At 61.7% G+C, this 24167-nt stretch carries 18 protein-coding genes and 1 tRNA gene; 4 read left to right on the forward strand and 15 right to left on the reverse strand.

The window, feature by feature from the left end:
* Positions 1–14 precede the first annotated feature (14 nt).
* From ACTNDJ_RS08165 to ACTNDJ_RS08205, 9 genes are all read right to left on the reverse strand, one after another.
* Positions 15–1184 carry a glycosyltransferase gene (locus ACTNDJ_RS08165; protein ID WP_441083533.1) on the reverse strand — a complete coding sequence of 390 codons (1170 nt, stop codon included), beginning with the start codon at positions 1182–1184 and terminating at the stop codon, positions 15–17.
* Positions 1181–2653: a sugar nucleotide-binding protein gene (locus tag ACTNDJ_RS08170; RefSeq protein ID WP_441083534.1), complete on the reverse strand. Its 1473-nt coding sequence runs from the start codon at positions 2651–2653 to the stop codon at positions 1181–1183. The genes ACTNDJ_RS08165 and ACTNDJ_RS08170 overlap by 4 nt, the downstream gene beginning before the upstream one ends.
* A gap of 16 nt (positions 2654–2669) precedes the next feature.
* A complete protein-coding gene (gene rfbB / locus ACTNDJ_RS08175; protein WP_441083535.1) occupies positions 2670–3692 on the reverse strand; it encodes a dTDP-glucose 4,6-dehydratase in 1023 nt (340 codons plus the stop codon).
* Positions 3693–3716: 24 nt separating this feature from the next.
* Positions 3717–4616 (reverse strand): glucose-1-phosphate thymidylyltransferase RfbA, encoded by a 900-nt coding sequence (rfbA, locus tag ACTNDJ_RS08180; RefSeq protein ID WP_441083536.1) that lies wholly within the window; start codon positions 4614–4616, stop codon positions 3717–3719.
* Between the two features lie 3 nt (positions 4617–4619).
* Complete coding sequence (locus tag ACTNDJ_RS08185; RefSeq protein ID WP_441083537.1) at positions 4620–5489, reverse strand: glycosyltransferase family 2 protein; 870 nt, start codon at positions 5487–5489, stop codon at positions 4620–4622.
* 75 nt (positions 5490–5564) lie between these two features.
* Positions 5565–6299 (reverse strand): sugar transferase, encoded by a 735-nt coding sequence (locus ACTNDJ_RS08190; RefSeq protein WP_441083538.1) that lies wholly within the window; start codon positions 6297–6299, stop codon positions 5565–5567.
* A 99-nt stretch (positions 6300–6398) separates the two neighbouring features.
* The gene (locus ACTNDJ_RS08195; protein WP_441083539.1) at positions 6399–6989 is read right to left on the reverse strand and encodes a hypothetical protein; all 591 of its coding nucleotides are present in this window, start codon (positions 6987–6989) and stop codon (positions 6399–6401) included.
* Positions 6990–7312: 323 nt separating this feature from the next.
* Positions 7313–9076 carry a threonine--tRNA ligase gene (thrS, locus tag ACTNDJ_RS08200; RefSeq protein ID WP_441083540.1) on the reverse strand — a complete coding sequence of 588 codons (1764 nt, stop codon included), beginning with the start codon at positions 9074–9076 and terminating at the stop codon, positions 7313–7315.
* Positions 9077–9333: 257 nt separating this feature from the next.
* Positions 9334–9765 carry a double zinc ribbon domain-containing protein gene (locus ACTNDJ_RS08205; RefSeq protein WP_441083541.1) on the reverse strand — a complete coding sequence of 144 codons (432 nt, stop codon included), beginning with the start codon at positions 9763–9765 and terminating at the stop codon, positions 9334–9336.
* An 815-nt stretch (positions 9766–10580) separates the two neighbouring features.
* On the opposite strand from ACTNDJ_RS08205, the gene ACTNDJ_RS08210 reads away from it, so the two are divergent.
* From ACTNDJ_RS08210 to ACTNDJ_RS08225, 4 genes are all read left to right on the forward strand, one after another.
* On the forward strand, positions 10581–12053 hold the full coding sequence (locus ACTNDJ_RS08210) for an NAD(P)/FAD-dependent oxidoreductase (RefSeq protein ID WP_441083542.1): 1473 nt from the start codon (positions 10581–10583) through the stop codon (positions 12051–12053).
* Position 12054: 1 nt separating this feature from the next.
* Complete coding sequence (locus tag ACTNDJ_RS08215) at positions 12055–13476, forward strand: NAD(P)/FAD-dependent oxidoreductase (RefSeq protein WP_441083543.1); 1422 nt, start codon at positions 12055–12057, stop codon at positions 13474–13476.
* A gap of 2 nt (positions 13477–13478) precedes the next feature.
* Entirely contained in the window at positions 13479–13877 is a 399-nt protein-coding gene (locus tag ACTNDJ_RS08220; RefSeq protein ID WP_427793828.1) for a DUF1667 domain-containing protein, read from the forward strand.
* A 464-nt stretch (positions 13878–14341) separates the two neighbouring features.
* Positions 14342–15430, forward strand: a complete 1089-nt coding sequence (locus ACTNDJ_RS08225) for a M24 family metallopeptidase (protein ID WP_441083544.1) — start codon at positions 14342–14344, stop codon at positions 15428–15430.
* 239 nt (positions 15431–15669) lie between these two features.
* On the opposite strand, the gene ACTNDJ_RS08230 is transcribed toward ACTNDJ_RS08225, so the two are convergent.
* From ACTNDJ_RS08230 to ACTNDJ_RS08255, 6 genes are all read right to left on the reverse strand, one after another.
* Entirely contained in the window at positions 15670–17013 is a 1344-nt protein-coding gene (locus tag ACTNDJ_RS08230; RefSeq protein WP_441083545.1) for a bifunctional folylpolyglutamate synthase/dihydrofolate synthase, read from the reverse strand.
* Positions 17014–17259: 246 nt separating this feature from the next.
* A complete protein-coding gene (locus ACTNDJ_RS08235; protein WP_441083546.1) occupies positions 17260–19956 on the reverse strand; it encodes a valine--tRNA ligase in 2697 nt (898 codons plus the stop codon).
* A gap of 308 nt (positions 19957–20264) precedes the next feature.
* Positions 20265–21680 carry an ATP-dependent Clp protease ATP-binding subunit ClpX gene (gene clpX, locus ACTNDJ_RS08240; protein WP_427794736.1) on the reverse strand — a complete coding sequence of 472 codons (1416 nt, stop codon included), beginning with the start codon at positions 21678–21680 and terminating at the stop codon, positions 20265–20267.
* 1 nt (position 21681) lies between these two features.
* Positions 21682–22302 (reverse strand): ATP-dependent Clp protease proteolytic subunit, encoded by a 621-nt coding sequence (locus tag ACTNDJ_RS08245; RefSeq protein WP_022095182.1) that lies wholly within the window; start codon positions 22300–22302, stop codon positions 21682–21684.
* A 163-nt stretch (positions 22303–22465) separates the two neighbouring features.
* The gene (tig, locus tag ACTNDJ_RS08250; RefSeq protein ID WP_441063146.1) at positions 22466–23767 is read right to left on the reverse strand and encodes a trigger factor; all 1302 of its coding nucleotides are present in this window, start codon (positions 23765–23767) and stop codon (positions 22466–22468) included.
* Positions 23768–23855: 88 nt separating this feature from the next.
* Positions 23856–23939, reverse strand: a tRNA-Leu gene (locus ACTNDJ_RS08255).
* Positions 23940–24167: the final 228 nt, after the last annotated feature.

The raw sequence follows: 24167 nt of genomic DNA on the forward strand, positions 1-24167 counted from the left end.
GTTAGTGGTCAAAACTAGTGGTCAAAACCGCTTGCCGAAAACGTCTTCTCAACGCCCGGCTTATCGTGATGCGCCCGATATACCGCGCAAATGGTCGTTACGAGATTGCTCAAATCGGGCGCGATCAAGTAGCGCTCTGCGTTCTCGGAGGCCTCCATGCAGGCCGTGCCATCAACGACAGCGACGGGGGTGCCGCAGGCCGCGGCCTCGGCTACCGTCATGCCGTAGGTCTCCTCCTGGCTCGTCGTCAGGAAGAGGTCGGCCGCCGTATAGGCCTCGGCGAGCTCTCGCAGCGAGTCGGTCTTAGGCAGCCGCGTCATCTGTTCCGGCAGTTCCTTTATCTGCTTTTCGCTGAGCCCAACGAGGACGACGGCAAACCGGTCGTCCAGCTCCCCCGCGAGCCGCACAAAATCGTCGAGGCCCTTGCGCTCGCTCCACTTGGAGGCCGCCCCGAGGACGACAAACTTCCCCGTGAGGCCGTGGCGCTCGCGGAAGTCACTCGGGGTCGGCTTGAAGATCTCGGTGTTGATTGTGTTGTGGACGACGCGCACGGGGTACTTGGAGAGAAAGGACTCGGCGACGAGGTCGGCGAGCCACTGCGACGGGGTGACGAGCTCCATGCGGTCGGCGGGCAGCATGGTGAAGAGCCTCTTCTTCTGCTCGAAGCACCAGCTAACCGACTCGTCCCCGGCGTAGGTCTCGGGGTACTCCCTCTTCTGCGGGCAGTTCTGACCGTCATATATACAATGAGTCTTCCACTGCATACACTTTACTTTAGTAAAGTGTATGCAGTGGCCCGTGAACGCCCAGCAGTCGTGCAGAGTCCACACGACCTTGCAGCGGTGCGAGGCAAGCCACTCGAAGAGCATCTCGACGTTGATCCAGTAGCCGCACAGCACGTGCAGGTGCACTACGTCCGGGTCGATCTCGTCAAGACGTCTCAGCAGACGACGCGTTATGCCCTTGGAGTGAAATCCCGCACGGCCGTCGAGGCGCGTCTGGAGCACATCCAGGCAGATCTCCGGGTAGCTGGCGACCTTAACCATGTGGTCGTCCTGCTCGTGGTCAGTGCGCGCCCAGAAGACCCACGAGTCGTCGCCGTTGGCGATGAGCTCGCGGTGCTTCTTGAAGATAATCGACTCGGCCCAAGCATTACCGTATGCGTTCAGCTGAACGTATCTCAATGAGCTTCACCGCCAATGAGTTCTTGAACGTACTCGGCAAGCCCCTGCTCCCAGTCGGGCATGTGGAACCCAGCGGCCTCCAGCTTGGACAGGTCGAGCGCGGAGTGGACCGGGCGCGGGGCGACGGGGCCGGCGGCACCGGCGTAGTAGTCGGCGGTCGATACCGGCACGACCTTCTCGCCGTTACCGTTGGCGGCCTCGAAGACGGCGCGGGCGATGTCGGCCCAGGACTTGACGGCGCCGGAGCCGGTGCAGTTATAGGTGCCGTAGGGTGCGTGCGAGCCCAGCACGTGGAAGATGGCCTCGGCCATGTCGCGCGTGAAGGTCAGGCGGCCCAGCTGGTCGTCCACGACCGTGACCTGGGTGAGCTTGTCCTTCGGGTCGGCGACGCGGTCGGACAGGCCCTTCATGGTCTTGACGAAGTTGTGCCCCTCGCCGATGACCCAGCTGGAGCGCATGATGTAGTGGCGCGGGCACCCGGCCACGGCGATGTCGCCGGCGGCCTTGGTCTGGCCGTAGACGGAAAGCGGGCTGAAGGGCTCGTCCTCGGTATGGACCTCGGCCGTGCCGTCGAAGACGTAGTCGGAGGAAACGTGGACGAGGGTGACCCCGTGCTCGGCGCAGGTGCGGGCGAGCAGCGCCGGCCCCGTCGCGTTGGCCTTCCAGGCGGCGACGCGGCCCTCGGGGGTCTCGGCCCTGTCGACCGCCGTGTAGGCGCCGCAGTTGATCACGGTGCCGTAGAGCGACCAGTCGTACTGTGCGTAGGCGTCCGGGTCGGACATATCGAAGGTGTCGATGTCGCAGAAGTCGAAGTCCTTCGCGACGCCGCGCTCCTCGGCGAGTCTGCGGACCGCATGGCCCAGCTGGCCGTTGCAGCCGGTGACGAGGGTGCGCTTGGGCGCCATGGGGACGACGTCGGCGAGCATCGGGTGGTTGAGGTCGGCCTCGGAGACGGTGGCCTCATCGAGCGGGATCGGCCACCCGATGGCGAGCTCCGGGTCGGCGAGGTTCACGAAGGTGTAGGTCCTCTTGAGCTCCAGCGACCAGTGCGCGTCCACCAGGTAGGTGTAGGCGGTGCCGTCCTCCAGCGCCTGGAAGGAGTTGCCCACGCCGCGCGGGACGTAGATGGCCTTGGACGGGTCGAGCGTGCAGGTGAACACCTTGCCGAAGGTCTCGCTGCCCTCGCGTAGGTCGACCCATGCGCCGAAGACCGAGCCTCGGGCCACGGAGATGAACTTGTCCCAGGGCTCCGCGTGGATGCCGCGGGTGACGCCGCGGCTGTCGTTGTAGGAGATGTTGTTCTGGACGACCTTGAGGTCGGGGATGCCCAGAGCGGTCATCTTGGCGCGCTGCCAGTTCTCCTTGAACCAGCCGCGCGAGTCGCCGTGGACGGCGAGGTCGACGACCTTGAGGCCCCCGATGCCGGTCTCCGCGACGGAGAGGTCCTTCTCGAATGCGATGTCTGCCATGTTGGTCTCTCCCCTCCTACTGGCCCTGTGCGCGGTAGCGGGCCTCGGTGGCCTCCTTGGCCGGGCGCCACCAGGACTCGTTGGCGACGTACCAGTCGATCGTCTGCTTGAGCCCCTCGGCGAAATCGGTGTGGGCCGGCCTCCAGCCGAGCTCGCGCTGGAGCTTCGTGCTGTCGATGGCGTAGCGGCGGTCGTGGCCGGGGCGGTCGGCGACCCAGTCGAAGTCCTCGGGGTCGCGGCCCATGGCCGTGAGGATCATGCGCAGGACCGTGATGTTGTCCCTCTCGCCGTCGGCGCCGATGAGGTAGGTCTCCCCCATCCGGCCCTTGGTGAGGATGTCCCAGACGGCCGAGGAGTGGTCCTCGGTGTGGATCCAGTCGCGGACGTTCTCGCCCTTACCGTAGAGCTTGGGGCGCACGCCGTCGATGATGTTGGTGATCTGCCTGGGGATGAACTTCTCCACGTGCTGGTAGGGGCCGTAGTTGTTGGAGCAGTTGGAGATCGTGGTGCGAAGGCCGTAGGTGCGGGTCCAGGCGCGCACGAGCATGTCGGAGCTCGCCTTGGTCGAGCTGTACGGCGAGGACGGGTGGTAGGGCGTCTCCTCGGTGAACTTCGCCGGGTCGTCGAGCGCCAGGTCGCCGTAGACCTCGTCGGTGGAGACGTGGTGGTAGCGGACGCCGTACTTGCGGACGGCCTCCAGCAGGCGGAAGGTGCCCTCGACGTTGGTGCGCAGGAACGGCTCCGGGTCGGCGATGGAGTTGTCGTTGTGGCTCTCGGCCGCGTAGTGCACGATCGCGTCGTGGCCCGGGACGATGCGGTCCAGCAGCTCCGCGTCGCAGATGTCGCCCACGACGAGCTCCACGCGGTCGGAGGGCAGCCCCGCGATGTTCTCGGGGTTGCCGGCGTAGGTCAGCTTGTCCAGGACGGTGACGTGCACCCCGGGGTGGTTCTTCACCACGTAGTGGACGAAGTTGCTGCCGATGAAACCGCAGCCGCCCGTGACGATGATGTTCCTGGGCTCGAAGAGCTCTTCAGACATGTTTCTATCTCCCATTGGATCGGATTAGTACTCGCGCGGGCTGTTGACGATCTCGCCGGCGGCGACCTTCTTCAGGTGCCGGCCGTAGACCGACTTGCCGTAGGCCTCGGCGGTCTGCTTGAGCCCCTCGGTGGAGATCCAGCCGTTCTCCCAGGCGATCTCCTCGGGGACCGAGACCGGCAGGTCCTGGGAGTGCTCCACGGCGCGGACGAACTCCGCGGCCTCGTGCAGGCTCTCCATGGTGCCGGTGTCGAGCCACGCGTAGCCGCGGCCGAGGGTGACGACGGAGAGCGTCCCCTCCTCCAGGTACATCCGGTTGAGGTCGGTGATCTCCAGCTCGCCGCGCGCGGACGGCTTGACCCCATGCGCCTTGGCGGCCACGTCGCCCGGGTAGAAGTACAGGCCGGTGACGGCGTAGGAGCTCTTGGGGCGCTCGGGCTTCTCCTCGATGGAGACGGCCCTGCCCTCGCCGTCGAACTCCACGACGCCGAAGCGCTCGGGGTCGTCCACGTGGTAGCCGAAGACCGTGGCGCGGCCCGACTCGGCGTTCTGGACGGCGCGCGTCAGGTGGCGCGACAGGCCGTTGCCGTAGAAGATGTTGTCGCCGAGCACGAGCGCGCACGGCTCGCCGGCGATGAACTCCTCGCCGATGGTGAAGGCCTGCGCCAGGCCGTCCGGGCTCGGCTGCTCGGCGTAGGAGAGCCTCACGCCGTAGCGCGAGCCGTCCCCGAGCAGGCGCTCGAAGTTGGGCAGGTCGGTCGGCGTGGAGATGACAAGGATGTCCCGGATGCCCGCCAGCATGAGGGTGGACAGCGGGTAGTAGATCATGGGCTTGTCGTAGACCGGCAGCAGCTGCTTGGAGGTCACGAGCGTGAGCGGGTACAGGCGGGTGCCGGACCCGCCGGCGAGGATGATGCCTTTCATTAGCTATAGCCTTTCTTTTCTTGCGGCCCTGCGGCCAGAGCGATTTCCAATAAATCGAGCAAAGCAATCAATGCCAAATGCCCCGAGCTCAATAAACGAACGATCCTCAATCAGTTGTTTAGCGACCCGTTTTACTAGACGCCCTCCCTCTCCAATCTCAGATGGACAAGCTATAAGCTCACGATTGATTTCGAGAAAGTGACCGATGGCAAAATTGCGGCGGAATTGTTCAACCGGAGTGAGGTTATGCGAGTGGTACACACGAGCATCGGCAGCATACGCAACCAAATAACCTGCGCCTACAGCTTTTGCGGCCATAAGCATGTCCTCGCTCATATCAGTTCTACCGAAACCTCCAAGCTCGAAATAAGAGCTCCTTCGGTATGCAGAGCAGACATCCGTCGCAAAATAAGCCTTGATTCCCATTACAGATACATCGTCTTTAGATCGGACGTTTGATCTAGGACCGTAGTTAAATTCCCTGACCAAACGCTCAAATTTCCGAGCGTCCTTTTTTGGCAACTGGCGACCCGATGAAATAGCTACGCGATTATCAGCAAGCAGTGGATTAACAAGGTTCTCGATATATCGATTGTCAGCCGGAATAGCATCTTGAGTCATAAAGCAAACTATGTCCCCAGTTGACTCTTTAAACGCCATGTCACGAGTAAGTCCGTGATTGAAATCGGAACGATCGATCTCGATAACCCGAACACCATCGAAACTCGAAGCGATTTCCACAGTGGAATCAGATGACGCGGAATCGACAACAATTATTTCGTCAGGACAACAGGTTTGCGAAAGCAGCCTCTTCAACAACTCACCGATTTCAGTCTGAGCATCAAGAGTTGGAATCACGAGAGAAATTGACATGTGCCTAACACCTTCCCATCAAATGGAAAGCAGCACGAATTTGTAAGTAATCAAAGTGCGGTTCGACAAAATCGATCATGAGGCGCCCTCCCCCGAGAACACCTCAAAGACAGTCAGGACGACTATTTTCAAATCGAATAACAAGCCCCTTTTGGCGATATATTCAAGATCGCGACGAACCATGCCGTCGAAATCCGTGTCGTTGCGGTCGGTCACCTGCCACCAGCCGGTGATGCCGGGCTTCACAGCCAGGCGCTGCAGGTCGTACTCGGTGTACTCCGCGACTTCGTTCGGCAGCGGCGGGCGCGGGCCCACCACGGACATCTGGCCCAGGAACACGTTCAGGAACTGCGGGAACTCGTCGATGGAGTGCTTGCGGATGAACCTACCGATCTTGGTGACGCGGGGGTCCTCCTTCATCTTGAACATGGCGCCGGCTATCTCGTTCTGCCCCTTTAACTCGGCGAGGCGCTCGTCGGCGTCCTTGTACATGGATCGGAACTTCCACATGCGAAAGGTGGTCAGGCTGCCGTCGGGACGGGTCTGGCCCACGCGGATCTGGCTGTAGAATGGGTTGCCCTCGCTCTCCAGGCGGATGGCCGCGGCGAGGACCAGGCTGGGAACTGCGATGATCGCAAGCACAGCACCGCTAAACACGATGTCGAACGTGCGCTTCACGGCACGATAGGCCAGGCGCGAACGATCCCAGTCCACGATGGATTGCATAGCCTTGTAGCGGCCGACGCCCTCGCGCCGGTCCATGGCCTGAGCAATCAACGCCGCCCCCACGGGCGCATTGCTCTCTGTCATTTCCTTAGCAGCCACAGTCAAACGTACGTCCCTGCCCCCAGGGATCCCCCAATCAGTAAATTCAAAAATTGCGAACGAACAGCCGGTGCAACGTCTCCCCTACGTTTTGCTGGGAACGTCCAGCGCAAGTAGCTCCCTAAAAGTGGAGTCACCCTCGCCCACGTCTACCAGGCACCAGCGCTTATGACGGTCGATCTTCTTTACACGGGCCTCTTGCCCCACCAAGGGCCCTTGCTCTATATGCAGCACGCCGTCTTCTATGCGGGCTACGCTGTTGCGCACCACGCCGTCGTCGTCGAGCACGCTGCGGTACCAGTCCTGTGCATCGTCCGGCATGGCCGCATAAGCCCGCTCCCTGCTGCCGGCAATGCGACAGCCAAAGCTCAACTGGGCCAAAGCCTTGTCGAGCATGGCGGCATCGTGCGTGGCGACGAAGAAATATTCCTTATACATGGGTTTGGTTTGGAGCGACCAGGCGCCGTCCCGCTTAAACCAGAACTCCTTTTGCATCACAAAAGCGTCCTGCATAAGGTTGTGCGGGATAATGCGGCGAACCTTTTCGCAGGTCTCGCGCTCTTTTCCATGGGGGGTGTGGACCAGATACCAGCGGACGCGGCCGTGCTGGCTATTGGTGGTGGCGCCGTTAAATGCGCCCGGCAGCTGCTCTTGGCGCCGTGCCGTCTGTCCCATGTTCTCGCCCCCTCTTTTTGGCTTTGCGATGCACGCAAATGCAGGGGCGTTTAGAACAGGCTTCTCGCTCGCAGCTAGGCGCAGTCGCAAAAGTACAGGTTTTTGTAGAGGGGTATGGAGATGTGTCTGCTTGCGCAGCAATTTGCGTAATCTGGGAAAACGGCCTGAATTAACTCGTATAATGACCTGTGTCGAAAGATACGAAAACCTGTACCTTTTTGTGCAAAAAACCGCTCATCCAGCGGCTTTTTTCGTTTGGGCATTAAAAAAGGCGACCGCCCTTTGTGGACGGTCGCCTTATACGTATTGTTGTTTTGTTCGCCTTAGGCGCGAGTCTTAATCTCCTCGGTCACCTTGGCCACAAACTCATCGACGCTCATCTGAACGGTCTCGTTGGAACGATCGCGGACGGAGATGTTGCCGGCCTCGACCTCCTTCTCGCCCAGGATGAGCATATAGGGCACGCGGTCGATGCTGCGGGCCTCGCGGATCTTGTAGCCGATCTTCTCGTCGCGATCGTCGCAGACCACGCGGATGCCGGCCTCCTCCAGCTTGGCGCACACCTCGTGGGCATAGTCGCGGCTCTTCTCCGAGACGGGAAGCGCCTTGACCTGCACGGGGGCCAGCCAAGTGGGGAACTTGCCCGCAAAATGCTCGATCAGAATACCGATGAAGCGCTCGATGGAGCCAAAGCACACGCGATGCAGCATAATGGGGCGCTTCTTGGTGCCGTCGGCGTCCACGTACTCCAGGTCAAAGTTGAGCGGCATCTGGAAGTCGAGCTGAACGGTACCGCACTGCCAGGTACGGCCGAGCGAGTCCTCCAGGTGGAAGTCGATCTTGGGGCCGTAGAAGGCGCCGTCGCCCTCGTTGACCTCGTAGTCCATGCCCAGCTTCTCCAGAGCGGTGCGCAGGCCCTCCTCGGCGCGAGCCCAGTCCTCGTCAGAACCCATGGAGTCCTCGGGGCGGGTGGAAAGCTCAACGTGGTACTTAAAACCAAACTTCTGGTACACGGAGTCGATAAGGTTGACCACGCCCACAATCTCGTCGGTCAGCTGGTCGGGGCGCACAAACAGGTGGGCGTCGTCCTGGTTAAAGCAGCGCACGCGGAACAGGCCGTGCAGGGCGCCGCGCAGCTCGTGGCGGTGCACCAAGCCAATCTCGCCGGCGCGGATGGGCAGCTCGCGGTAGGAGTGCGGCTTGGAGGCGTACACCAGCACGCCGCCCGGGCAGTTCATGGGCTTAATGCAGTACTCTTCGTCGTCGATGACGGTGGAGTACATGTTGTCCTTGTAGTGGTCCCAATGGCCCGAGGTCTTCCACAGCTGCTTGTTCATGATGAGCGGCGTAGAGATCTCCACGTAGCCGGCCTTGTGGTGGATCTCGCGCCAGTAGTCCAGCAGCGTGTTCTTAAGGATCATGCCGTTGGGCAGGAAGAACGGGAAGCCGGGGGCCTCGTCGCGCATCATAAAGAGGTCCATCTCGCGGCCAATCTTGCGGTGGTCGCGCTTCTTGGCCTCCTCCAGCATGTGCATATGCTCGTCGAGCTCTTCCTTGGTGGCAAAGGCGACGCCGTTGATGCGGGTGAGCATCTTGTTGTCCTTGTCGCCCTTCCAGTAGGCGCCCGAGACGCCGGTGAGCTTAAAGGCCTTGAGGGCCTTGGTGTAGCAGATGTGGGGGCCGACGCACATGTCGATGTAGTCGCCCTGCTGGTAGAAGGTGATGCGGGCGTCGTCGTCCAGATCGCCGATGTGCTCGACCTTGTACTTCTCGCCGCGCTCCTCCATAAGGGCGATGGCCTCGGCGCGGGACTTCTCGTACACGGTGAACTTGAGGTTCTCCTTGCAGATCTTTTTCATCTCGGCCTCGATCGCGGGGAAATCGTCCTCGCTGATCTTGACGCCCTCGGGCAGGTCGACGTCGTAGTAAAAGCCGTTGTCGGTCGCGGGGCCGTAGGCAAAATCGGCCTGGGGGTACAGGCGCTTGATGGCCTGCGCCATGATATGCGCGGCGGAGTGGCGGATGACGTGCGTGACCTCGTCCTGCGGGAGCTCGGCCACCGAACCGTCATTATAGAGTGCCTTCATGGGTATGTTTTCTCCTCTCGGATGCCTGGTGCAAGTGCTGCTTGGCGCCGTGCGGTGTGCATTGCGCTTGCCGGCGCGTGCGTTTTGACTTGCATCATTATAGGCAGGTTACCTAGGTATACAAGCGCCCGCCGCACCTGAATGGCACGGCGGGCGAATTTCTACGCATGCTTCATCGCGTGGGGCGGGTGCAGGGCGCGCGGCGTTCGCGTGGCGCGCGGGGCCCGTGGCTTGCGGCCGGCCCGGCGATGGATGCGCTACTGAATGCGAGTTCGGCAGTAGGGGCAGACCTTCCAGTGTGCGTCGAGCGGGCGATGGCAGCTGGGGCACACGTTGCGAACCTGGGTGTCGCACACCGGGCAGACCACAAAGTCCTTCTCGATGGGCGCACCGCACTGCGGGCAGGTGCCGTACTGGGCAAGCTGGCGCTCGCGCAGGGCCATGTCCAGCTCCTGCTCCTCGCGGTCGGTCGCATAGGAGTGCGGGCGCAGGACCAGGTAGGCGATGAGGCCTACAAACGGGATGAGGGCAATGATGCCCCAGGCCACGTAGGCACTGGCGCCGCGGCGGCGGGCGTCAATAAACACATAGACGACCGACAGCACGTACAGGGCGATGATAAAGCCAACAAAAGCATAGATGACGCCCATAAGCTGCGGCGACATGAGCTCAGAGATGTACTTGGACATTACGGATACCTTTCGGGGTAGTTACAACTCGAGTTAGTGTAACACGGGGGTTAACGATTTGGCAGGTCGCAGGCATGGGCGGATAGAAACATCTCAATCTGTAACAGGTGAGAGCGGAATCCTGGTCCAGATGTTACAGAATTAGACAAACCGTTCTCTCCCAGACTTAAATCTCAATCTGTAACATCTTGGCTCCAGAATCAGTCCCTACTGTTACAGATCAAGATGAACGGTGAGCCCTCCGTTAAATATCTCAATCTGTAACAACTAGGGGCCAGAACCCCTTCTATCTGTTACAGATCAAGACAAAGGAAAATGTCCAATCTCAATATCTCAATCTGTAACAACAACTCGGCAAAAACAGGTCTAACTGTTACAGATTTAGACATTCGAAACCGACTGATGGGTTCATCTAAATCTGTAACATCTAGACCCCAAAACGGTACCGAGATGTTACAGATCGAGACAGATGACCTCTCCCTGACTTTAAATCTCAATCTGTAACACATAGGAAATCTGTAACACATAGGACCGATTTTCTACTCTTACTGTTACAAATCAAGACAAACAGAGGGCCCGCCTGGCAAACGTCTCGATCTGTAACATCTGGAACCCACCTCTTCTGCTTACCGTTACAGAACGAGACGAACCTTTGACAACAGAGGTGCCAGACGAGGTCACCGATTGACCTGAGTCTCCCCTCACCTGCCGTTGGCGGATGCAGCGGTGCTGTTCGCCGCATTGCCGCTGCGCGGGGGATGCGCACACCGTAGGATAGCCTTATTGACAGCCTGTCAACTCGTCTTGGAGGCACTGTGACCGAAACGTTTGATATCGCGATTGTGGGCGCGGGCATCACCGGATGCGCCATCGCACGGCAGCTCGCACGCTATGACCTGTCCATCTGCGTGGTCGAGGCGGCCAACGACATTGCCCTGGGCGCGTCGAAGGCCAACGGCGGCCTGGTGCACGCCGGCTACGATCCGGCGCCGGGCACGGTTAAGGCCCAGGTCAACGCCCGCGGCTGCGAGCTATATGGCACGTGGGCCCAGGAGCTGGGCTTTTTGTTTTGCCGCACCGGGTCCATGGTGCTGGGCTTTAGCGACCAAGACCGCGCGCTGCTGGAGCAGCTGCAAAGCAACGGGCTGGCAAACGGCGTACCCGAGTTGGCGATCATCGGGGCCGAGCGCATCCACGAGCTGGAGCCGCGCGCCAGCGCCCAGGCCACGTGCGCGCTGTGGTGTCCCTCGACCGGCTATGTCGATCCGTTTGAGGTCGCCATCGCCGCGATGGAGAACGCCGTAGCCAACGGCGTGACGTTTGTGCGCTCCGCACCGGTGGAGACGATCGAGGTAGCTCCCGGTGCTGGCGACAGGAGCGGTGACGGGACCGCTCGATTTACGCTGGTAACACCGGCCGGTGATGTGCGCTGCCGCTATTTGATTAACGCGGCGGGCAACGGCGCCGCAGACATCTCGCATATGGCGGGCGCCGAGGAGTTCCAGATGGTCTGGCGCCAGGGTAACATTGTGGTGCTGGACAAGGAGCCGCGCGCGCTCATGCCGCTCTACCCCGTTCCCACGCCGGTTTCCAAGGGCGTCATCGTTACGGGCACCGTCCACGGCAACACGGTGATCACCGCGACGGCCGCTGTGCGCGAGGCGGGCGACACGCAGACCTATGCGAGCGACGTAAACGCGCTGCTGAGCGGCGCACGCAAGCTGGTGCCCGATCTGGACACGCGCCGCGTGGTGCGAGCGTTTGCCGGCGGGCGTCCGGTCATTAAGGGAACGAACGACTTTTTTATTGGACAGTCCGCCGTGGTGCCGGGGCTGTTCCAGGCGGCGGGCATTCAGTCGCCGGGCGTAGCGAGCGCTCCGGCCATTGCCGAGCGAATGGAGCAGGTGCTACGCGAGGCGGGCGTTGCTTTGCGCGAGCGGGCCGATTGGGATCCGATTCGCCGTGCGCCGGACGACTTTGACCGCGCGCCGCTTGCGCGCAAGGAGGAGCTCATTGAGTCCGACCCCGCGTGGGGGCAGATTGTCTGCCGCTGCGAGACGGTGCCCGAGGCCGAAATCGTGGCCGCGATTCGACGCCGCCCGGGTGCGGTCTCGGTCGAGGGCGTCAAACGCCGCTGCCGTGCCGGCATGGGTCGGTGCCAGAGCGGCTTTTGCCAGAGCCGCGTGGTGCGGATTCTGGCCCGCGAGCTGGGCTGCGATCCCAGCGAGGTGCTGCTGGAGGACACTGGCTCGTGGCTCGTTGAGGGACCTTTGAAGGGGGTGCGCTAGGATGGCGACGAGTATCGATATGGGTGCGGTATCGGGCGTCGAGTGCACTTGCGCAGATGCCGACAGGGCATCAATTGCTGCCGGCGCCGTGCAGACGCAGGCGTTCGACGTAGTCGTTATCGGCGGCGGACCTGCCGGCATGGCGGCCTCACTTGCCGCACACAAGGCCGGAGCGCGCGTGGCCATCGTGGAGCGCGAGCAGCACCTGGGCGGCATCCTGCGCCAGTGCATCCACCCGGGCTTTGGCCTCTCACACTTTAAGCAGGAACTGACCGGTCCCGAGTACGCACAGCGCTTTATCGACCAGGTGCGCGAAACCGATATCGCACTGTTCCTGGACAGTATGGTGATTGGGATCGACTCAAGCGAGGACAAAGTCGCAGGCGCGGGCGCAAGTGGCGCGGCGAGCGAAGTCTCGGCACACACCGTCACGCTCATGAGCCCCGCCGGCATGTTGCAGCTCACCGGGCGCGCCGTCGTCCTTGCCATGGGGTGTCGCGAGCGCACGCGCAGCGAGATCAAGATTCCCGGCAGCCGCCCCGCCGGCGTGTTTACCGCCGGCCTGGCGCAGCGATACATCAACATCGACAACCTCAAGCCCGGCTCGCGCGCCGTCATTTTAGGCTCGGGCGACATTGGGCTCATCATGGCGCGTCGCTGCACGCTCGAGGGGATTTCGGTCGAGGGCGTGTACGAGCTTATGCCATACGCCAACGGCCTGCGCCGCAATGTAAAGAATTGCCTGGACGATTTTGGCATTCCGCTGCACCTGTCCACCACCGTCACACGCGTGATTGGGCACGACCGCGTGGAGGCCGTCGAGGTGAGCCAGGTCGACGAAAATCTGGCGCCCATTCCGGGGACCGAGCGCATCGTTCCGTGCGACACGCTGCTGCTTTCGGTAGGTTTGATTCCCGAGAACGAGCTTTCGGTAGGCGCGGGTGTTGAGCTTGACCCGCGCACGCGCGGCGCCGTGGTGGACCAGAGCCTGCAGACGGGCGTGCCGGGCATCTTTGCCTGCGGCAACGTGCTGCACGTGCACGACCTGGCCGACAACGTGACGACCGAGTCCGAGCGTGCCGGCGCAGCCGCGGCGACGTACGCGCTGGGGACCGGCGCGGATGTCGAGACGGGCGCTGGCTGCCAGCTCACGGTCTCCCCTGCCGACATTGCCGGCTACGCGCTGCCGGGACGCATTACGGCCGTGGCACTCACCAGGCTCAACTTCCGCGTGCGCCGGCCGGTCGATGCCGCCCGCGTGCGCATTCTGGCGGGCGACGAGGAACTGCTTACGGGCAAGGTCCGCGCGTTTAAACCGAGCGTTATGGAAAGCTTCCCGCTGCCGGCAAAGGTGATACAGCGAGCGCTCGACCTGGGTGCCAGCGAGATTATCCTTTCCGTCGAGCCCGTCGAGGAGGCATAGCCATGAGCACAAATGCGATCGAGACGCTACAGTTCAACTGCACCACCTGCCCATCCGAGTGCCTCCTTACGGTGGAAGTGGAGCGCGGGGCCGACGACCGCGTGGCGACGGTGCGCGCCGTGACCGGCAACAGCTGCCCGCGCGGCGATAAGTTCGCGCATCAGGAGCTCACCTGCCCCATGCGCGTCCTCACTACCACCGTGGCGGTATCAGGCGGCGACGAGGCGCTGCTGCCCGTCCGCACGGCCGAAGCCATCCCGCTCGAGCTCCATGCCCAGACCATGGACCTCATCCGCGGCCTAGTGGTCAAAGTCCCCATCCGCATGGGCGATGTAGTCCTCCCCAACCTCCTAGACACCGGTACCGACCTCATCGCCAGCATGGACATCGACCCGGCCTAAGCAGCCCGTTTGGGACGGTGCTCTTTTAGCTACCCCGCATCCGCCCCGCCCCCTAAATTGCGGCGAAATAGTTCCCAATTTCCGCCAAAACCCCGGCATCAAGGAGCTATTCCACCGCAACTTGCCTTGGGATCGGTATTTAGCTTGTGCCTACTTTAGTGCCATTTCAAAACTATGCCGGATTACGGGGCTGATTCGGAGACCCCCACCCATACTGGCAATTTTCGATTTTTGATAAGCCTTCTACCTGCGGTTTTAATTTCGCTATTTTTCCCATGGTCAAGTAATACAGGTCCAGCCCCGTAATCCGCCATAGTTTTGAAACCAGCCCATTTGGGACGGGACCATATTGACTACTTTTACCTATCAGCTCGCATATTTGACGCAGCTAAAATAGCCCCGTCCCAAATTGACTGCCCTGGCATTGGGGATACCATGGTGGCAACCTAACGAAAGGACGATGTATGGCACATGTCGATGACCAGCGCGTGGCACGCGTGCTCGATGCGCTCGAGGCTCAGCACCCCGGCGCGCAGCTGCTCGTAAACGACCCGTGGTCGATTTATTACCTGACCGGCTTTTATGCCGATATGTTCGAGCGTTTTTGCGGCGTACTGCTCGCACGCGGTAGCGAGCCCGTGATCTTGGTCAACGCGCTGCATCAGCTGCCCGAGTATGACAATGCCCGCGTCGCGTACCACACCGATACCGACGTCGTGGCCGACGCCATCGCTCGCGAGGTTGATCCGACCAAACCGCTCGGCATCGACACCGTCATGCGCTCCGGCTTCTTGATGCCCCTCATGGAGCGCCATGCCGCGAGCGAATTCTTCCTAGGCGATTTTGCCGTGACCGCCGCGCGAACCTACAAAGACGCCGCCGAGCAGGAGCTTATGCGCGTGTCCTCGGCCGCTAACGACGCCGTGATGGCCGACGCGATCGAGCTCGTCCACGAAGGCGTGACAGAGCGCGAGATCGCCGACCAGATGCTTGGCCTGTATCGCAAGCACGATTGCGAGGGCTTTAGCTTTCCGCCCATCGTGAGCTTTGGCGCCAACGCCGGCGACCCACACCACGAGCCAGACGATACGGTACTCAAGCGTGGCGACGTGGTGCTGTTCGATATTGGCGGACGTCGCCGCAACTATTGCTCGGACATGACGCGCACGTTCTTTTGGGGCGAGCCGGACGAGGAGACGGCACGCATCTACGACATCGTGCGCCGCGCCAACGAGGCCGCCGAGGCGCTCATCGCCCCGGGCGTGCGCATGTGCGACCTGGACCGTGCCGCGCGCGACGTGATTGAGGACGCGGGTTATGGCAAGTACTTTACGCACCGTCTGGGACACTCGATCGGCCTGCAAGACCACGAGCCGGGTGACGTCTCGCTCGTCAACGAGCAGGTCGTGGAGCCGGGCATGACGTTTTCCATCGAGCCGGGCATCTACCTCCCCGACCGCACCGGCGTCCGCATCGAGGACCTTGCCCTGGTCACCGAGAGCGGCGTCGAGATTCTCAACGCCTACCCCCACGATCCGGTCCGCCTAGACTAGGCAATGCGGCAAAGGGACAGCCCCTTTGCCGCATCACATGAATGCCGCCACGAAATGGGCCTATCTACTACGTTTAACCCGCATGGGGCGACCATGCGGGTATTTTTTGAAAATTGGCAAGCCTTCTACCTGCGGTTTTGATTTTGCGATTCTCGGCATGGTTGAGGGTAGCCGGTCAAACGTAGTAGATAGGCCCATTTCGTGGCGAGCAGGCAAACTAGCTACCCTGCGGAAGGGATCTAGCGGAGCAGACCAGCAACTTCGCCGGCCAGGGTGATGGTACCTGCTGCTACGAAGGGCTCGCCTGCGGCCTCAAAGGCTGCGAGGGCCTCGGACACGCTGGGGTACACGCCTGCGAGCTTATCGGAGTCCACCAGGGCAGCAAGCTCCTCCGCCGGCAGGGCGCGATCGGAATCGGTCTGTGTGACGACCACGCGCGGGAAGGCCGGGATCAGCACGTCGACGATACCCGCCACGTCCTTGTCTGCCAGCGCGGCGCACAGCAACGTGGGGCGATTCTCTACGCACGGATCGATCTCGTCCAAGGCGCTCACAAAGTTCTCGCAGCTCTGGGGGTTATGGCAGGCGTCGATCAGCTTGAGCGGGTCGGTTCCCAACACATCAAAACGGCCCGGCGTGGGGCAGCCCATAAGCGAAGCATCAAGCGCCTCGTGGTCGAGCTCGCGACCCAGATACCCCTCGCAGAGCATAATCGCGCACGCGGCATTCTGCGGCTGATACGCCGGCTTAACCATGCTCGACGTATAAATCGCACGCGGCGTGGTGCAGCTAAACTCAACCGTATCGCCCACATGCGCCGGCACCTTGGTCGTGGCGTGGCTCACCACCATCGGCACCACACCACACTCGCGACAACGGTTGTCCATAACGCGCTGAACGCTCGGCTCATGCGTGCCCTCACCCAGCACAACCAGACGTCCGGGCTTAATTACCGCAGCCTTCTCCCCCGCAATGGCCTCGAGCGTATCGCCCAGAATGCGTGTGTGGTCGAGTCCGATGCCCGTGATGGCAACGGCAACGGGATCGGTCGCGCTCGTGGCGTCCCAGCGACCGCCCATGCCGACCTCGAGCACGGCGACATCCACGCGAGCCTCGGCAAACACCACAAGCGCGGCGGCCGTCAGCAGGTCAAACGGCGTGATGGTATAGGCACGCTCCCCCGCCACCACGCGGCGCGCATTCACTCGATGCCCCGCCTCAACAGCAGCAGAAACGCCACGGGCAAACGCCTCATCGCTCACGACGTGCCCATCGACCTCCATGCGCTCGGGATAGCGAACAAGCTGCGGCGACGTATAAAGCGCAGCCTTGAGCCCCTCGCCGCGAAGGATAGCAGCCGAAAAACGCGTGGTCGAAGTCTTGCCATTGGTACCGGCAACCTGAATGCAATCAAAGTACTCGTCCGGCCGCCCCAGCTCATCGAGCATATCGACAACTGTCTCGAGCAGAGGACCAGCATCCCCAGAAATCCGCCCCGTATCGGCAGCAAGCCCCACAGCCTCACTAAACGAAAGCAAATCAAACGAGAAAGGAACGGTATACAAGCCAGAACGCTTAGGCATTTTCAGAACCGCCATTCATAGAAAAATAAAACAGTATAGGTTGAGGATAGTCAGCGAAAACGCCTCTGATGAGCCAAGGTGCAGTGAAACAAGGGCGCATAGGGCTTATGCCCATGCGCCCGAAGTTGAACGGCAGATTGGCCATCAGAGGCGTTTGCAGCGTCGAGCCAGCCGCCGTTCGTTAGAACGGCGGAATAGGTGTCCGCAGTAGCGAGCAATGCCCCAAACCGCGTCCCCCAGTAACGCCTACGAGAAGTCAGCAACCTGAGCAGTCAGCGCCTCCAGGATCTCCTTGAGCTCAGCTGCACGGTCCCTCTTCTTCTGGACCACCGCGGGCGCGGCCTTGGCCACAAAGCCCTCGTTGGCGAGCGTCTTCTCGCAGCCGGCGAGCTCCTTCTGGGCCGCGGCAATCTCCTTCTCCAGACGTGCCTTCTCGGCCGAAAGATCGACCTTGCCCTCGAGCACCACAAAGACCTCGACGCCGCTATCGACCACGGCGATGCTCGCGGCCGGCTTCTCAACATCGGTACCCATGACCAGCGAGGCGGTATTGGCCAGCGGCTCGATGGTCGAGCGCAGGCTCTCGAGCTTCTCGATGTCCTCGGCACCGGCACGCACGACCACGTCGAGCTCGGCCTTGGGGCTCAAGCGATAACGCGAACGCGTGGCGCGGGCGGCAGAAACAACGGTGCGACACAGCTCAAACGCGCGCTCGGCGTCCTCGTCGACATACTTGACATAGTCGGCAGGCTCGGGCCACTTGGCGATCATGAGCGCCTCGGCGCGGTCCACGTTGCCCTCGGCGTCCAGGTCGAGCACGCTCGCCGGCATGTTGTCCCAGATCTCCTCGGTGACAAACGGCATGAGCGGGTGCATCAGGCGAATAGAGGTATCGAGCACAAAGATCAGGTTTCGCTGCGCCTGCAGACGGCCCTCGCCCTTCAGGCGCGCCTTGGTGACTTCGACGTACCAGTCGCAGACCTCGTTCCAGAAGAACTGCTGAACACCGCGGGCCATGTCGCCAAAGGTGTAGTTCTCGATGCCCTCGGTGACCATCTTGACGGCCTTGGCCAGACGGCTGAACATCCAGGCGTCGGCCGGCGTCTCTACGACAGGCTCGCCGGGCGTGTAGCCCTCCATGTTCATAAGCAGGAAGCGGCTGGCGTTCCAAATCTTGGTCACAAACGACTTGGCCTGCTCGGTGCGCGGGCTGTCGATAAGCTTCTTGGTCTTCTTGTCGATGTTCGCGTCAAACTTGACGTCCTGGTTGTTGGTGCAGAGCGTCAGCAGGTTGAAGCGCATGGCGTCGGCACCGTACATGCCAATGAGGTCCATGGGGTCAACGCCGTTGCCCTTGGACTTGGACATGCGGCTGCCGTCCTTGGCAAGAATCGTCGGGTAGATGACGACGTCCTTAAACGGCACCTCGTCCAGGAAGTACAGCGAGCTCATGACCATGCGGGCGACCCACAGCGCGATGATGTCGCGCGCGGTGACGAGTGCCGTGGTGGGGTGATGTCCCTCGAGCAGCTCCGGCTTCTGGGGCCAGCCCTGCGTGGCGAAAGTCCACAGCTGCGAGCTGAACCAGGTGTCCAGCACGTTCTCGTCCTGATGCACGTGATGACTGCCGCACTTAGGGCACACGTCGGTGTCCTCGGTAAGGGCATCCTCCCAGCCGCAGTCCTCGCAGTAGAACACGGGAATACGGTGGCCCCACCACAGCTGGCGGCTGATGCACCAGTCCTTGAGGTTCTCCATCCAGGTGGTATAGGTCTGCGTCCAACGCGCGGGGTGGAAGGTCACCTTGCCGGAGTTGACGGCGTCGAGCGCCGGCCCCTTGAGCTTGTCGACGGCCACAAACCACTGCTCGGACAGCCACGGCTCCAGTGCGGAGTCGCAACGGTAGCAGTGCATGACGGAGTGATCGTGATCCTCGACGTGATCGAGCAGGTCGTGCTCCTCAAACCACTTGATGACGGCCTCGCGGCACTCCTCGCGGGTCATGCCGGTAAACTCGCCGTAGCCCTCGACGACCACCGCATGCTCGTCAAAGATGTTGATCTGCGGCAAGTCGTGGGCCTGACCCATGGCGTAGTCGTTGGGGTCGTGGGCCGGGGTGACCTTGACAAAGCCGGAGCCAAAGTTGGCGTCGACATGCCAATCCTCAAAGATGGGGATCTCGCGGTCGACGATGGGGAGCTTGACGGTCTTACCCACAAAGGCGGCCTTCTCGGGGTCCTTCGGGGAGACGGCCACGCCCGTGTCGCCGAGCATGGTCTCGGGGCGCGTAGTGGCGACGACGATGTAGTCCTGGCCGTTGACCGGCTCGGTCAGCGGGTAGCGCAGGTGCCACAGGTGACCCTTCTCGTCCTTGTACTCGGCCTCGTCGTCCGAGATGGCGGTGGTGCAGTTGGGGCACCAGTTGACGATGCGCTTGCCGCGGTAGATCAGGCCGTCGTGGTACCAGTCGCAGAACACCTTGCGCACGGCCTGGGCGTAGTCCTCGTCCATGGTAAAGCGCTCGTTATCAAAGTCGACGGAGCAGCCCATACGCTTGATCTGCTCGACGATGATGCCGCCGTACTCGTGGGTCCAATCCCAGCAGGCGTCGACAAACTTATCGCGGCCGATCTCCAGGCGGCTGATGCCCTCGCTCTTGAGCTTCTTGTCGACCTTGGTCTGCGTGGCGATACCGGCGTGGTCGGTACCGAGCACCCAGCGGGTGGACCTGCCGCGCATGCGGGCCATGCGGATGATGGCATCCTGGATGGAGTCGTCGGTGGCGTGACCCATGTGGAGCTTGCCGGTCACGTTGGGAGGCGGAATGGTGACAGTGCAGTCGCCCACGCCCTCACGGCGCTTGTAGTAGCCGCCGTCGAGCCACTTTTGCAGGATCGCCGGCTCGTTGGTCGACGGATCGTAGTTTTTGGGCATTTCTTCCATATATCTCTCCCGTCCCACCGGGGAGGAATGGAGGCCCACCAGGGTCTGTATTCCTCCCCTTAGGTATCGATTACTTCAGTCTGATACGACTTCGCTGAGGCTTAAACAAACACACAGAATAACACAGGTAGTTGGGGTTATTGCGTATATATAAAATAGCCTCCGACCGCGGGTGGTCGGAGGCTATTCAAATTCACATTTGCGAAACCTACCATTTAGGGACAGGTTTATTTTGGTCGGTTTTATATGGGAAAACGTCATTCTCCCTGATAAAACCTGCCAAAATAAACCTGTCCCTTTTTGGCAGGTTAGCCGTAGATGCGCTGGGGCTGTTCGGTGCCCTTTACGGAGGCTTCGGTCACGATGACCTTGGCGACTCCTTCCTCGCTCGGCAGGTCGAACATCGTCTGCTGCAGCACGTCCTCGCAGATGGAGCGCAGGCCGCGGGCGCCGGTCTTGCGGGCAAGCGCCATGCGGGCAATCTCGTGCAGGGCGGCGTCCTCAAACTCAAGTTCAACGTCCTCGAGCTGGAACATCTTGCGGTACTGACGCACAACGGCGTTCTTTGGCTCGGTCAGGATCGACACCAGGTCGTCCTCGTCGAGCGCCTGTGTCTGGGTGACGACGGGCGTACGTCCCACAAACTCGGGAATCATACCAAAGGCGTTGAGGTCCTGCGGGAGCACCTGACGCAGCAGGTCGTTCTCGTCGACCGAGGTGGGGCCGGCGATCTCGGAGTTAAAGCCCACGCCCTTGTTGCCCACGCGATCGGCGATAATCTTGTCCAGACCCACAAAGGCACCGCCGCAGATAAACAAGATATTGGTCGTGTCGATCTGCAGCAGCTCCTGCTGGGGGTGCTTGCGGCCGCCGGTGGGCGGAACGCTTGCCACCGTGCCCTCAAGGATCTTAAGCAGCGCCTGCTGAACGCCCTCGCCCGAAACGTCGCGGGTGATGGAGAGGTTCTCGGCCTTGCGGGCGATCTTGTCGATCTCGTCCACGTAGATGATGCCGACCTGCGCACGCTCGATATCGCCATCGGCAGCATTGATGAGCTTGAGCAGGATGTTCTCCACGTCCTCGCCCACGTAACCGGCCTCGGTGAGTGCGGTGGCGTCGGCGATGGCAAACGGCACCTCGAGGATGCGCGCGAGCGTCTGGGCGAGCAAGGTCTTACCGGTACCGGTGGGACCGAGCAGCAAGATGTTGGACTTGGCGAGCTCCACCTCGTCCATATCGTCGTCGAGCCGCGAACCCGCACCCGAGGCCTCGTCAAAGGCCGAAAGCGCGGCGCCGCCCTCGATCACGCGACGGTAGTGGTTGTACACGGCAACCGACATGGCGCGCTTGGCGTCTTCCTGACCCATGACATAGGCCGAAAGCTCGTCATAGATCTCGTGCGGGGTCGGCACGTGCGTGATGACCTGACGTACGTCGTCCTCGAGCTCAAAGCCCTCGGGCTCGGGGTCCATGGCAGGCTGCCCGGCAGCCTGACCGTGGTCGTTGAGGAAGCCCGGCAGCTTGCCGTTGCAGGCGGCATCCATAAAGTCCGAAGCCAGCGACTCCTCCAAGATCTCGGAGCAGGCGGCAACGCACTCGTCGCAGATAAAGATGTTGGTAGGGCCCTTTACAAGGCGGCGCACCTGACCCTGCTCTTTTCCGCAGAAGGAGCAGCGGATGGGGTTGCCGTTCTCGTCAAAGTTGTCCTGCATGTTACCGGCCATTCTAGGCGTCCTTCGCGGCAAGATCGCGCGAGGTAACGATACGGTCGATCAGGCCGTAGTCAAGGGCCTCGGCAGCGGTCAGGTAGTTGTCGCGCTCGGTATCGGCCTGGACCTTCTCGATCGGCTGGCCCGAGGCGTCGGACAGGATCTGGTTGAGCTCGCGACGGGTCTTCTTGATCTCCTCGGCCACGATCTCGATCTCGGTCTGCTGACCCTGGGCACCGCCACTGGGCTGGTGAATCATGACCTTGGAGTGCGGCAGGCAGAAGCGCTTGCCCTTGGCGCCGGCCGAAAGCAGCACGGCGGCCATAGACGCAGCCATACCGACGCAAATGGTGGAGACCTGCGGCTTGATAAAGTTCATGGTGTCCAGAATCGCCAGGCCGGAGTAGACCTCGCCACCGGGCGAATTGATGTAGAGCGAGATATCCTTCTCGGCATCCTGGCTCTCAAGATGCAGCAGCTGGGCAACGACCAGGTTGGCGCTGACGGAGTTGATCTCCTCGCCCAAGAAGATGATGCGGTCGTTGAGCAGGCGCGAATAGATATCGTAGCTGCGCTCGCCGCGCGGCGTCTGCTCGATAACGTATGGCACGAGGGCGGAATCGAACTTAGCGATCATACGCATCTCCATTTCTCTCTTGCGGACCAAATTGGTTCTAGATAAACGTACGGTGCCCGCATGCTATGCATTGGCTGGCACCGTACGAAGCAACCGAATGACCGGTTTATAACTTTACCCCATCACGGGCGCCTGCATGCGCTCGCGGGAAAGGTGGCGAGAATTACTCGGCGTCCTTGGCGGTCTCGTCGACCTCGGTCACCTTGGCGTTCTCGACCAGGTGGTCGACGGCCTTGGAGCGACGGATGGACTCGCGGACGGCAGGCATGCGTCCATCGGCGATGAACTCGGCCTTGGAAGCCTCGACGTCCTTGACGCCGGCCTTCTCGAACTCGGCGTTGACGTCGTCCTCGGTGACCTCGATCTTGAGCTCACGGGCGAGGGCGTCGAGCGCCAGGGACTCGCGGGCAACGTCGTTGGCCTGCTTGTGCAGGTCGCCGATGAACTGCTCCATGGTCAGGCCGGAAGCGGGCAGCCAGGTGTCCAGCGTCATGCCGCGGGCAGCGAGGTTGGACAGGAAGTTCTGGCCAAGCTCCTCAAAGACAGACTGCTCGTAGTCGGCGTCCATCTCCTCGAGCTGCAGACGCTCGGCGAGAGCGGCGACGCAACGGTTCTCCTTCTCGGCCGGAAGGCGGGAAGCCTTGTCCTGCTCGATCTCGAGCTTGATGGCGTCGCGCATAGCGTCGATGCTGTCGAAGCCAAAGTCGGACTTGACGAGCTCGTCGGTGAGCTCGGGGGTGTTGCGGACCTTGATGCCCTTGACGGTGACCTCGACGGTGTGGGTCTCGGCCTCCTCGCCCTCCTCGACCTCGTCGGTCCAGGTGACGGTCTTGACGTCGTCGACGTTAGCACCGATCAGAGCCTCGTTGAACTCCTTGGGGTTGCTGTCGCTACCGGCGATGAGCATGCGGCCCTCGGCAGCGAAGTTGTCGGCGTTCTCGACGGCCTTGAGGTCGACGGTAACGTAGTCCTCGGCCTCGACGCCGCGACCCTCGACGTCCTCGAAGGTGGCACGGTAGTTGAGGAGCATCTCGACCTGGTTGTTGATCTCGGACTCGGTGACCTCCGCGGGAGGCATCTCGATCTCGACAGCGTCGTAGGAGGAGAGCTCGGCGGCAGGACGCAGAGAGAACTCGACGGTGTAGGTGTAGTCCTCGTGATCCTTGGCGAGGTCGAGCTCCTTGTAGTCACCGTTCTTGGTGGGGACGATGTCCAGCTCGTTGAGGACGGCGGGCTCGTTGGCGGCGATCAGATCGTTGGTGGCCTGAGCGAGGGTGGCCTCGGCGCCAAGAGCAGCGTCGATGACCGGACGGGGAGCCTTGCCGGCACGGAAGCCCGGGAAGCGGTACTTCTTGGCGGTGTCCTTGTAGGCCTTCTTGATCGCGGCGTCGACGTCGGCGGCCGGGATGGTGACCGTAGCGGTGAGCTTGGCGTCCTTGACGTCAGAAGCGGTGATGTTCAACACGTTCCTCCTCATACTGCCCAGCTTATCTGAGGTGCTGGTACCTTTATGCAACAAAGTGTCGCGACGGCCGAGGCCGACGCAGGTGCGTTGGTGCGGGCGAAAGGACTCGAACCTTCACGGGAATCCCACCAGAACCTAAATCTGGCGCGTCTACCAATTCCGCCACGCCCGCATGAGCGCACAGACTAGGAATGATAGCAGATACGAACGGCAAGCGCACGCACACCTTTTTAGGCCCACGACCTCACCACGAGTTACAGCGGAACAGGGCAGCTAATTTGGGACGGGGGGTTTTTTTGTAACCCCCCTGTGGGGGGTGCGTAAAAAACCCCCGGCCCAAATTTCTTCCCCCCACGGGGATATACCCCCGCCCCCCAAAAGGGTGTAAAATGGGGGGGGG

Source organism: Collinsella sp. HCP3S3_D1 (assembly GCF_052064015.1).
GTDB lineage: Bacteria > Actinomycetota > Coriobacteriia > Coriobacteriales > Coriobacteriaceae > Collinsella.